This is a genomic window from Streptomyces sp. PR69 (assembly GCF_026420845.1).
In the GTDB taxonomy this organism is placed as follows: domain Bacteria; phylum Actinomycetota; class Actinomycetes; order Streptomycetales; family Streptomycetaceae; genus Streptomyces.
On the sequence record NZ_JAOWCB010000044.1, the window covers coordinates 25,972 to 37,515 of the forward strand.

At 70.9% G+C, this 11,544-nt stretch carries 10 protein-coding genes; 3 read left to right on the top strand and 7 right to left on the bottom strand.

What is annotated here, in order from left to right:
• Window positions 1-250 precede the first annotated feature (250 nt).
• Window positions 251-1,693, top strand: coding sequence for a PQQ-binding-like beta-propeller repeat protein (locus tag OF819_RS26675; protein ID WP_267246200.1), 1,443 nt, complete (start codon window positions 251-253; stop codon window positions 1,691-1,693).
• 58 nt (window positions 1,694-1,751) lie between these two features.
• On the opposite strand, the gene OF819_RS26680 is transcribed toward OF819_RS26675, so the two are convergent.
• A complete protein-coding gene (locus tag OF819_RS26680) occupies window positions 1,752-2,705 on the bottom strand; it encodes a LysR family transcriptional regulator (RefSeq protein ID WP_267246201.1) in 954 nt (317 codons plus the stop codon).
• Window positions 2,706-2,767: 62 nt separating this feature from the next.
• On the opposite strand from OF819_RS26680, the gene OF819_RS26685 reads away from it, so the two are divergent.
• Together OF819_RS26685 and OF819_RS26690 are read left to right on the top strand one after the other, a co-directional pair.
• The gene (locus OF819_RS26685) at window positions 2,768-4,051 is read left to right on the top strand and encodes an MFS transporter (protein ID WP_267246202.1); all 1,284 of its coding nucleotides are present in this window, start codon (window positions 2,768-2,770) and stop codon (window positions 4,049-4,051) included.
• A 93-nt stretch (window positions 4,052-4,144) separates the two neighbouring features.
• Entirely contained in the window at window positions 4,145-5,131 is a 987-nt protein-coding gene (locus OF819_RS26690; protein WP_267246203.1) for a sigma-70 family RNA polymerase sigma factor, read from the top strand.
• Here OF819_RS26690 and OF819_RS26695 read toward each other — a convergent pair.
• The 6 genes from OF819_RS26695 to OF819_RS26720 all read right to left on the bottom strand — a co-directional run bounded on the left by OF819_RS26695 (window position 5,128) and on the right by OF819_RS26720 (window position 11,323).
• Window positions 5,128-5,424 carry an STAS domain-containing protein gene (locus OF819_RS26695; RefSeq protein WP_267246204.1) on the bottom strand — a complete coding sequence of 99 codons (297 nt, stop codon included), beginning with the start codon at window positions 5,422-5,424 and terminating at the stop codon, window positions 5,128-5,130. The genes OF819_RS26690 and OF819_RS26695 overlap by 4 nt on opposite strands.
• 92 nt (window positions 5,425-5,516) lie before the next feature.
• The gene (locus tag OF819_RS26700; RefSeq protein WP_267246212.1) at window positions 5,517-6,794 is read right to left on the bottom strand and encodes a thymidine phosphorylase; all 1,278 of its coding nucleotides are present in this window, start codon (window positions 6,792-6,794) and stop codon (window positions 5,517-5,519) included.
• 125 nt (window positions 6,795-6,919) lie between these two features.
• On the bottom strand, window positions 6,920-7,312 hold the full coding sequence (locus tag OF819_RS26705) for a cytidine deaminase (protein WP_267246205.1): 393 nt from the start codon (window positions 7,310-7,312) through the stop codon (window positions 6,920-6,922).
• The gene (locus OF819_RS26710; protein ID WP_267246206.1) at window positions 7,309-8,583 is read right to left on the bottom strand and encodes an ABC transporter permease; all 1,275 of its coding nucleotides are present in this window, start codon (window positions 8,581-8,583) and stop codon (window positions 7,309-7,311) included. The genes OF819_RS26705 and OF819_RS26710 overlap by 4 nt, the downstream gene beginning before the upstream one ends.
• On the bottom strand, window positions 8,580-9,692 hold the full coding sequence (locus OF819_RS26715) for an ABC transporter permease (protein WP_267246207.1): 1,113 nt from the start codon (window positions 9,690-9,692) through the stop codon (window positions 8,580-8,582). Before OF819_RS26715 ends, OF819_RS26710 begins: the two co-directional genes overlap by 4 nt.
• On the bottom strand, window positions 9,689-11,323 hold the full coding sequence (locus OF819_RS26720; protein WP_267246213.1) for an ABC transporter ATP-binding protein: 1,635 nt from the start codon (window positions 11,321-11,323) through the stop codon (window positions 9,689-9,691). Before OF819_RS26720 ends, OF819_RS26715 begins: the two co-directional genes overlap by 4 nt.
• Between the last annotated feature and the right edge of the window lie 221 nt (window positions 11,324-11,544).

Below are 11,544 nucleotides of genomic sequence, written 5' to 3' on the forward strand. Positions count from 1 at the left end.
ACGACGACGGCGTCGAGGCGACGGCATCGAGGCGAGGGCGTCGAGGGCGTCCCGGACCCCGGATCGCCGTTCGGGGAACCGTAGGACCGCTCCCCTCCGCTGGGTTTCGTCCAATTGGCCAAAGAACCGGCGCAGAAGCTGGTGACCTGCACCGCGTCATGCCCTCGTGGGCCTCGGCTGATCGTCCGACAGACGGTGCTTGATACAAATGTCCCGCAAGCAAACTGTTGTGTGTCAGGAGCACGTTGGCGTGAGCAGCCACTATCCCCCTCCGCCTCAGGGCAGTCCCGCCCCGTACCCCCATCCCGCCGGGCAACCGCCGCGGAGCGCGCCGAAGAGCAGAGCGCTGATCGCGCTCCTCACGGTGGCGGGCCTGGTGCTCGTCTCCGCCGTGGCCGGCGGGATCTGGCTGCTGACCGGAGCCGGCGGCGATGACGATGCGGAGCAGTCGAAGAAGACGACGGCGGAAGAGGCCCCCATCGCACCGGATGAGCCCTGGTCACTGCCGTACAAGGCGTCCTCCCGCCAGCCGGACGGCGTGGATCTCATACGGGGTCTGTGGTTCGTCGGCCGTACGGTGGTCAGAGCACAGCCCGACGGCCTGGTCGCCGTCGACCACGCCACGGGAAAGCAGCAGTGGACCACTTCTGCCCCTGAGTCGGCGACCGGTCTGTGCCAGGCGTCCGACGGGGGTTTTGGCGATGTGGCCGTGCTGCTGGCCGCGACGGGCGGTGACGGCTGCACCCTCGTCTACGCCGTCGACCTGACGTCCGGGAAGCTGCTCTGGCAGCGGACCCTCTCGGCGAACCGGGAGGTCAAGGGCGTCGGGGTGCCGCGTATCGCCCGCAGCTCCGATGTGGCCGTCGTGAGCACGCCCCGCAAGGCGCCCGCGGCGTTCCGCGTCAGCGACGGCAAGGAGCTGTGGAACGACCGGCAGGCGCTGGGGCCGCAGTCGTGCCAGGGCTCCGGATACACCGGGGGCCGCCGGCTGCTGCGCGTCCAGCGGTGCATCACCGGCCTGTTCGAGTCGACCGAGCAGTTGGCGGCCGTGGACCCGGCAACCGGCCGCGCCCTGTGGACCTATGACGCCGACCCGGAGGATCGCCTCGGCTCCCCCGAGGTGCTGCAGACGTCGCCGATCGTCATCGACATATCCGAGCTGAAGGACCGTCTGACCCTGCAGGTCCTGACCGACGACGGAAAGCTGCGGACCACCCTGACAGGGCAGGGCAGGGGACTGTCGGTCTTCCGCGTCAAGGACGGCAGTCCGTCCTGGGACGTGCAGGTGCGGGGTGACCGGCTCTTCGCGCTGGCCAATCCGGTCGGTCTGAGCAGTGAGAACAACCGGATGATCGGCTGGTCGCTCACCACCGGCGAGCAGCTGTGGGAGCGGCCTTCGACCGGCAAGTTCCAGTCGTTCAGCGCCGTTCACACGGACGGCGACGGTGTGCTGGCCTATATGCACGGCAACGTCTACGACCCCGCCAAGCTCATCCGGTTCGACCCCGGGAGCGGAGAGGCCACCACGGTGCGCGAGTACCCGGCGGACCCGCGCGGGCCTCGTGTGGGCATCCGTCCCGTCGTCCAGATCCACAAGGACACTCTCTTCCTGGCCGCCGGCGACGAGTCCCGGGGGAAGGACGCCGACGCCGATCCAGAGCTGCGCTCCCTGATCGCACGCCCCATGCCCTGAACCGACGCCGCCCCGGGCCGACCGAGGCGGGGCCCGGTCGGCCCGGGGCGCCGCGGACTCATGCCGGCAGGAGGTGGCCGCGGCGGGAGAGCAGGAACTTCCTGAAGGCGGCCACCGGCGGCGTCTCCGGCTGGCCCTCAAGCCAGGCGACGCCGATCTCGCGGACCGCCCGCGGCGCGGTGACCGTCAGCTCGACGACGCCGGGGCGGGCCACGGCCGGCGGCGGAAGCAGGGCGACGCCCAGGCCCGCCGCCACCAGCCCGCGCAGGGTCTCCGCCTCCTCCCCCTCGAAGGCCACCCGCGGCTTGAAGCCCGCCTCGGCGCACAGGTCGTCCGTGATGCGCCGGAGCCCGTACCCCGGTTCCAGGGTGACGAATGATTCCTCCGCCGCCTCGGCGAGCCGGATCCGTTTGCGTCCGGCCAGCCGGTGGTCGTCGGGCACGACGAGCCGCAGCCGCTGCTCGTCCAGCCGCCGGGCGACCAGGTCGGGCGCGTCCGGCACGGGCGAGGTGAGGCAGAGATCCAGTTCGCCCGCCCGCAGCCGTTCGATCATCGCCTCGCCGTAGTTCTGCACAAGGGTGAACCGCACGCGCGGATGGTCCACCCGGAACGCCCGGATCAGCTCCGGCACCGTCTCCCACCCCATGGTGTGCAGAAACCCGAACGCCACCTTTCCGCCCTGCGGGTCGGCGTCCGCCCGCACCGAGTCGGCCGCCCGCTCGACCTCCGCGAGCGCCCGCTCCACGGACGTCAGGAACGCCCGCCCGGACGGGGTGAGCGAGACCGTACGGCCCTTGCGGGCGAACAGCTCCACCCCCAGGTCCTCTTCGAGCCGGACCATCGCCCGCGAGAGCGTCGACTGCGGCACGCCCATCTCCAGCGACGCCCGCGTCACATGCTCATGGCGGGCCACCCCGGCGAAGTACGCCAGACGCGGAGCGAGCAGCAGCGCAATGTCTTCTTCGTAACTACTCGGTGACAGCCGATGCTGTGAGCTGCGTTCATGCACCATGGGAACGATTATCGGCATTCCATGCATTGGACGCATGAACTGCGGCGTTCTACTTTCGTGACATGCCTCCCGCCAGTACCAAGGCGTCCACCGCGGTGGACGCCTGCCAGCTGTCCCCCGGTACCTCCGCCTACCGCCGGATGAGCCTCGCGCTCTTCGCGGCAGGCGTCGCGACCTTCGCTCTCCTCTACTCCACCCAGGCGCTGCTGCCCGCCGTCTCCGCGGGATTCGGCGTCAGCGCCTCCGCCGCCAGCTGGACGGTCTCCGCCGCGACCGGCGCGCTGGCCCTCGCCGTACTGCCGCTGAGCACGCTCTCCGAACGCTTCGGACGGCGGCGGATGATGACCGTGTCGCTGGCGGTCGCCGTCGCCGTCGGGCTGCTCGTGCCGCTCGCGCCGAGCCTTGAATGGCTGGTGGCGCTGCGCGCCGTGCAGGGCGCCGCACTGGCCGGGGTGCCCGCCTCTGCGATGGCGTATCTCGCGGAGGAAGTCCGCCCCAAGGCGCTGGTGGGCGCGATCGGCCTGTTCGTGGCGGGCAACAGCATCGGCGGCATGAGCGGCCGGATCACAGCCGGCTGGGCGGCCCAGCTGTGGGGCTGGCGCGCGGGCCTCGCCGCGGTCGGAGTGCTGGCGGTGATCTGCGCGGTCGTCTTCCGGGCGCTGCTGCCGAAGGCCCGTAACTTCACCCCGGGCTCGCTGCGGCCGCGCTCGATCGCCCGCACCGTCCGCGGCCATCTGGCGGATCCGCTGCTGCTGCGGCTGTACGGGATCGGCGCGCTGTTCATGACCGTCTTCGGCGCGGTCTACACGGTGATCGGCTACCGGCTGGCCGGCGAGCCCTTCGGCCTTCCGCAGGGCGTGGTCGGCTCGATCTTCCTGGTCTATCTCGTCGGCACGGTCTCCTCGGCCGCCGCGGGCAAGCTGGTGGGCCGGATGGGACGGCGCGGGGCGCTCTATCTCGCGGTCGTCACCACGGCCGCGGGTCTGCTGCTGTCGCTGGCGCAGACGCTGACCGCGGTGCTGGCCGGCCTGGTGCTGATCACGGCCGGGTTCTTCGCGGGCCACGCGGTGGCCTCCTCCGCGGTGAGCCGCACGGCGAAGACGGGCCGCGCCCAGGCGTCGGCGCTGTACCAGTCCGCGTACTACCTCGGCAGCAGCGCCGGCGGCACACTCGGCGCGGTCGCCTTCCACGCCGGGGGCTGGGCGGGAACGGTCCTGCTGGGGCTGGTGGCCGTCCTCGGCGTCGTCTCGATCACGCTGTACGGGACCCACTGCGCGCGCGTCGCCGAGCGGGCGGCCCGCACCGAGGTCCGCCGACGGGTCGCGACGGCCGGCGCGCGCATGTGACGCTTGTTGTCAGACCTCTGCTGTCAGACCCCTGCGGTAGCTTCCCCATCGTCGGCGCCGGCAGGCGGCGCGGGGCGATTGAGGTGGATCGAGATGAGCGATCTGGCAACGACCGAGGACCTGGACGCACGGCTGGAGCAGCACCGCAGGGAGCTGACTGGCTACTGCTACCGCATGCTGGGCTCGTCCTTCGAGGCGGAGGACGCCGTGCAGGACACCATGGTCCGGGCCTGGCGGAACATCGAGAAGTTCGAGGGGCGCTCCTCGCTGCGCTCCTGGCTGTACCGCATCGCGACCAACGTCTGCCTGGACATGCTGGGCGCGGGCAACCGGCGGGCGCGGCCGATGGACCTCACGGCCCCGACGCCGGTCGCCCAGGCGCAGCTGACTGCCCGCCCCGAGATCACCTGGCTGGAGCCGGTGCCCGACGGGCGGGTGCTGCCGTCCGCCGCCGACCCGGCGGAGACGGCGGTGGAGCGCGAGTCGATCCGGCTGGCGTTTGTGGCGGCGCTGCAGCATCTGCCGCCGAAGCAGCGGGCCGTCCTCATCCTGCGCGAGGTGCTCGCCTGGCGGGCGAGCGAGGTGGCCGAGCTGCTGGGCACCACTGTCGCCTCGGTCAACAGCGCCCTCCAGCGGGCGCGGGCGACGCTCGCGGCCTCCCCGCCCGCGGAGACGGCCGCGGCCGACCCTCTGGATGAGGAGCAGCGCAAGCTGCTGGACCGCTATGTGGCGGCCTTCGAGGGCTACGACATGGACGCCCTGACGGCCCTCCTCCACGAGGACGCGACCCTGTCCATGCCGCCGTACGACCTGTGGCTCCAGGGCCACGCGAACATAGTCGGCTGGATGCTGGGCGTCGGCTCCGTCTGCCGCAACTCCAAGCTGATCCCCACGGTCGCCAACGGCACCCCGGCCTTCGCGCACTACCACCGCAGCGAGGACGGCACGGGGTACACCCCCTGGGCGCTGATGGTGATCGAGATCGTGGACGGCCGGATCTCCGGGATCAACTCCTTCCTGGACACCGCGCGCTGGTTCCCCCTCTTCGGCCTCCCGGCCCGCCTGGACGCCGTCTCCTAGCCCAACCCCCGGCCCAGCCCGAACAACTCCAGCAGCTCACCCAGCTCCGGCCCGGCCCCCCGGAGCCTGAGCACCCCGCCCTCCCGCCGCACGACCAGCCGCAGTCGCGCCACCGCGTCCACGGCGGCCAGCCCCGCGTACGCCAGCCCACTGGCATCCACGACCACCTCGGGGCCCGCGCCCCCGGGCCCGAGCAGCGCGAGCCGCTCGCTCAGCTCCTGACAGAGCCGGTGCGGGTCGGCGGGCGTGAGCCTGCCCTCAAGGCGTATGACGATGGGCTGCGTGGCGTCCACATCTGCATGGACGGCCGGGCGAGCCGTAACTCATCGGCGCGCGCCGCCCACCCGCCCATGCGGGTGCGTGGGAAGAGACCGCCCTCAGGGCGTCAGGCGATGCGGTCGAGGACCACCGGCGTGGGGTGGAACTCCGTGCCCGCGGGGGCGATGTCATACGCCGAGGTCAGGGCCTCGCGCGCGTAGTCGAACTTCTCCGGCGTGTCCGTGTGCAGCGTGAGCAGCGGCTGGCCCGCCGTCACCGTGTCGCCCGGCTTGGCGTGGAGTTCGACGCCCGCGCCCGCCTGGACCGGGTCCTCCTTGCGGGCGCGGCCCGCGCCCAGACGCCAGGCGGCGAGGCCGATGTCGTAGGCGTCAAGGCGGGTGAGGACGCCGGAGGACGGCGCGGTCACCACATGCTGCTCGCGGGCGACGGGGAGCGCCGCGTCCGGGTCGCCGCCCTGGGCGGCGATCATGCGCCGCCAGACGTCCATGGCCGAGCCGTCGGCCAGCGCCTTCGCCGGGTCGGCGTCCTTGAGGCCGGCCGCGTCGAGCATCTCGCGGGCCAGCGCGAGGGTCAGCTCGACGACGTCCGCGGGGCCGCCGCCCGCGAGGACCTCCACCGACTCGCGGACCTCCAGCGCGTTGCCCGCGGTCAGCCCGAGCGGTGTGGACATGTCGGTGAGCAGCGCGACGGTGCGGACGCCGCTGTCGGTGCCGAGCGCCACCATGGTAGAGGCCAGCTCCCGCGCGTCCTCCACGGTCTTCATAAACGCGCCGGTGCCCACCTTGACGTCGAGGACGAGCGAGCCCGTCCCCTCGGCGATCTTCTTCGACATGATGGAGGAGGCGATCAGCGGGATCGCCTCGACGGTGCCGGTGACGTCCCGCAGGGCGTACAGCTTCTTGTCCGCGGGGGCGAGCCCGTCGCCCGCCGCGCAGATCACCGCGCCGGTGGAGTCCAGTACGGAGAGCATCTCCTCGTTGGACAGCAGCGCCCGCCAGCCGGGGATGGACTCCAGCTTGTCGAGGGTGCCGCCGGTGTGGCCGAGGCCGCGGCCGCTGAGCTGCGGAACGGCGGCCCCGCACGCGGCGACCAGCGGCGCGAGCGGCAGGGTGATCTTGTCGCCGACGCCGCCGGTGGAGTGCTTGTCGGCGGTGGGGCGGGACAGCGCGTCGAAGTTCATCCGCTCGCCGGAGGCGATCATCGCCGCGGTCCAGCGGGCGATCTCCGTGCGGTTCATGCCGTTCAGCAGGATGGCCATGGCCAGCGCGGACATCTGCTCATCGGCGACCTCGCCGCGCGTGTACGCGTCGATGACCCAGTCGATCTGCTCGGGGCTCAGTTCGCCCTTGTCCCGCTTTGTGCGGATGACGGAGATGGCGTCCATGGCCATGGCTGGCTTCCTTCCAACTGCGGTGGTGGCGGGCAGAGATGACTCTACGCGCATAGAGAAAGAAAGGGGCGCGGGAGTCACGGCCGCGCCATGACCCCCGCGTCGTCAGTCGTCAGTCATCAGTCGAGATGCGCGGGGCCGAACGCCTGCGGCAGCATCTCCTTGAGCGGCAGCACCCCCGCCGGGGTGTCCACCAGCAGTTCCGGCCCCCCGAACTCGTACAGCAGCTGCCGGCACCGGCCGCACGGCACCAGCAGACCGCCGGTGCCGTCCACACAGGTGAAGTGGGTGAGCCGGCCGCCGCCGGTGGCCTGGAGCTGGGAGACGAGGCCGCACTCGGCGCACAGGCTCAGCCCGTACGAGGCGTTCTCGACATTGCAGCCGGTCACCGTCCGGCCGTCGTCGACGAGCGCGGCCACGCCGACCGGGAAGCCCGAGTAGGGGGCGTACGCACGGGACATCGCCTCGCGCGCCTGCTCCCGCAGGACCTCCCAGTCGGCGTCCTTCGTCACTTGCCCTGGCCCTTCCGGTAGAGCATGCCGTTCGCCTTGGGCATCCGCAGCCGCTGCGCGGACAGGGCGAGCACCAGCAGCGTGGCGACGTACGGCGCGGCGTCCACGAACTGGCTCGGCACCTCGTCGGTCAGCGCGTACCAGGTGAACAGACCGGCCGCCGCCGCGGCGGAGATCACCGCGGGCAGGTACTTCTTCTTGTACAGCTGCCACACGGCCGCGGCCACCAGCAGAATCGCGATGAGCAGCAGCATGGCGTGGACGTTCGTCGCGCCGCCGCGCAGCTTGAGGCTGTCGGTGAAGCCGAAGAGGCCCGCGCCGAGCGCCATGCCGCCGGGCATCCAGTTGCCGAAGATCATCGCGGCGAGACCGATGTAGCCGCGGCCGCCGGTCTGGCCCTCCTGATAGATGCCGGTGGAGACGATCGCGAGGAACGCGCCGCCGAGCCCGGCCAGGGCGCCGGAGATGACCACGGCGATGTACTTGTACTTGTAGACGTTGACGCCGAGGGACTCGGCGGCGACGGGGTTCTCACCGCAGGAGCGCAGCCGCAGACCGAAGCCGGTGTGCCACAGGGCCCAGTAGCTGGCCGGGATCAGCAGCAGGGCGACGACGGTGAGCAGCGACAGATTGGTGGCCAGGCCGCCGAGCACGCCCGCGAGGTCCGAGACGAAGAACCAGTGTTTGGCCTGGATGTCGGCGAGCCAGTCGGACACCCCCGGAATGGTGATCCGGTCGATCGCGTCGATCCGCGGGGACTGCTTGGACGAGCCGCCCGGCTCCTCGGCGAAGGTGAAGTTCGAGAGGTAGCGGGTGGCCCCGAGGGCGAGGATGTTGATCGCCACACCGGAGACGATGTGGTTGACGTTGAACGTGATGGTGATGACCGCATGCAGCAGACCGCCGAGCGCGCCGCCCGCGATGCCCATCAGCACGCCGACCCAGGGGCCCCACTGGAAGCCGGCCCAGGCGCCGAACCAGGTGCCCAGGATCATCATGCCTTCGAGGCCGATGTTGATCACGCCCGCACGTTCGGCCCACAGACCGCCGAGGCCGGCGAGTCCGATCGGCACGGCGAGTTGCAGCGCGCCGGAGACCTGGCCGACGGAGGTCAGGTCATCGGCCCCGCTGACCACACGCACCAGCGAGAACAGCGCCAGTCCGCCCGCGATGATCAGCAGAATGACGGGCAGGGTCAGCTTGGGTCGGCGGCCGCCGTTCTTGGGGGCCTTGGGCGCGGCGCTCGCGGCCGAGGCGTTGCTCGTGCTCACTTGGCGGCCTCCTTCGCGGTCTTGAGGGCGTGCCCGGCGGCGAGCTCTTCGCCCACCTTCCGCTGCTGGCGGCGCAGCCCGTACTGGCGGACGAGTTCGTAGGACACGACGACCGCGATCACGATCAGCCCCTGCATGATCGTGGCGATCTCCTTCTCGTAACCGTGCTGGTCGAGATCCGCGGACGCCTTGTCCAGGAAGGAGACCAGCAGGGCGGCGAAGAGGATCCCGATCGGGCTGTTGCGGCCGAGCAGGGCGATGGTGATGCCGGTGAAGCCGACTCCGACGGGGAAGTTGAAGCTGTAGGTGTGCGTGTCGCCCAGCAGGGTGGGCATGCCGGCGAGTCCGGCGACCGCGCCCGAGATCAGCATCGCGGTCAGGACCATCTTCTTGGCGTCGACGCCGGAGGCCTGGGCCGCGGTCGAGCTGGCGCCGGTGGCGCGCAGGTCGAAGCCGAAGCGGGTGCGGTTGAGGACGAACCAGTAGACAAAGCCCAGCGCGAAGGCCACGAAGGTGAAGCCGTAGATCTCGCCGCCGGTGACCTCCAGGGCCGGGAACCAGCCGGACTCGGGGATCTCACCGGTCGTCAGGTCATTGGAGCCGGGGGGCTGCTCGCCGAAGTTGGACGGCAGGATCAGCCAGGCGATCAGGCTGGTCGCGATGGCGTTGAGCATGATCGTGGAGACGACCTCGCTCACTCCGCGGGTGGTCTTCAGGATGCCCGCGATGCCCGCCCAGAACGCGCCGACGAGCATGGCGACGATCACGATCAGCGCGATGTGCAGCGGCCCGGGGAGCTCCACGGCGGCGCCGATGAGCGCGGCCACCATCGCCGCGAGCCGGTACTGACCGTCGACGCCGATGTTGAAGAGGTTCATCCGGAAGCCGACGGCGACGGCGAGTGCGGCCAGGTAGTACGTGCCGGTCTGATTGATGATCAGCACCTGGACGTCGGAGAACGACGCCGACTCGAACATCAGCCGGAACGGCTCGATGGGGTCACGGTCCGACGCCAGCAGCACCGCCGAGGTGAGCACAAAGGCGACGGCCAGCGCCAGCACCGGGCCGGCCAGCCCGAGGAGCAGCCGGTCCTTGTCGAATTTCCTCATCGGGCCTCACCGTCTTCGGGGTGCTGGGGGTGCTCGAGGTGACCGGTGGCGGCGCCGGTCATAGCCGAGCCCAGTTCCTCGGGAGTGATGGTCGCGGGGTCGGCGTCGGCGACGAGCCGGCCGCGGTACATGACGCGCAGGGTGTCGGAGAGCCCGATCAGCTCGTCCAGGTCCGCGGAGATCAGCAGAACCGCGAGTCCCTCGCGGCGGGCCTCGCGGATCTGGTCCCAGATCTGGGCCTGTGCGCCGACGTCCACACCGCGGGTGGGGTGGGCGGCGATGAGCAGCTTGGGGTGGTGGCTCATCTCGCGGCCGACGATCAGCTTCTGCTGGTTGCCGCCGGAGAGGGAGGCCGCGGTGACGTCGATGCCGGGGGTGCGGACGTCGTACTCGCTCACGATCCGCAGCGTGTCCCGGCGGGCGGCCTTGGGGTCGAGGAGACCGCGGCGGCTGTTGGGCGGCTCGGTGACATGGCCGAGGATACGGTTCTCCCACAGCGGGGACTCCAGCAGCAGGCCGTGCCGGTGCCGGTCCTCGGGGATATAGCCGATGCCGTCCTCGCGGCGCTTGCGGGTGGCGGCATGGGTGATGTCCGCGCCGTCGAGCGTGATGGCGCCCGCGTCGGGGTGGCGCATGCCCATCAGGGTCTCGATCAGCTCGGTCTGGCCGTTGCCCTCGACGCCCGCGATGCCGAGGATCTCGCCCTTGTGGATGGTGAAGGAGATCCCGTCCAGCAGCATCCTGCCCACCGGCACGCCCGGCTCCTCAAGCGTGTCGCTGGCGGGCAGCTGCGGCTCCGAGGTCTCCTGCGCCGGCACATGCCCGTGCTCGGCGAGGGACAGGCCCTCGACCCGCAGCATCGGGACGTCGGTGACGGTCGACTCGCGCGTCTCAGGCGTGGGCAGCTCGGCGCCCACCATCAGCTCGGCGAGCTGGCGGGGCGTGGTGCTCGCCGGGTCGGCGGTGCCCACGGTCGTACCGCGGCGGATGACGGTGATCTCGTCGGCGACCGACAGCACCTCGCCCAGCTTGTGGGAGATGAAGATGACGGTCAGGCCCTCGGCCTTCAGCTCGCGGAGGTTGGCGAAGAGGGCGTCGACCTCCTGCGGCACCAGCACGGCGGTGGGCTCGTCGAGGATGAGGATGCGCGCGCCGCGGTAGAGGACCTTGAGGATCTCCACCCGCTGGCGGTCGGCGACGCCGAGCTCCTCGACAAGGACGTCGGGACGGATGCCGAGGCCGTACTGCTGCGAGATCTGACGGATCTTCTTGCGGGCTGCCGAGCCGATGCCGTGGAGCTTCTCGCTGCCGAGAACCACGTTCTCCAGGACAGTGAGGTTGTCAGCGAGCATGAAGTGCTGGTGCACCATGCCGATGCCGCGCTCGATGGCGTCGCCTGGGCTGTGGAACGAGACCTGGGCGCCGTCCACGGTGATGGTGCCCTCGTCCGGCTTCTGCATGCCGTAGAGGATCTTCATCAGGGTGGACTTGCCCGCGCCGTTCTCGCCCACGAGGGCGTGGACGGTGCCGCGGTGCACCGTGATGTCGATGTCGTGGTTGGCGACGACGCCGGGGAATCGCTTGGTGATGCCGTGAAGTTCTACGGCAGGGGGACTGCTTGACGCGTTGATGACGCACTCTCCTTGGCCGGAAGGAGCGGGGGCAAAGGGGGCAGGGCGGGGGTGAAGTTATCGCGCCGGAGGGCTGTCTACACGCGTAGCGCTGCCGAAAGATTAAGCGGGTACCCCAACTGCCCTGCGACTCGGCCGAGATGAACGTCGATACGGACGAGGCGAGGGTTTCGGGATGCCGCCGGAGGGAGGGTAGCCGACTTTCCTTGCGTCGGGCCCCA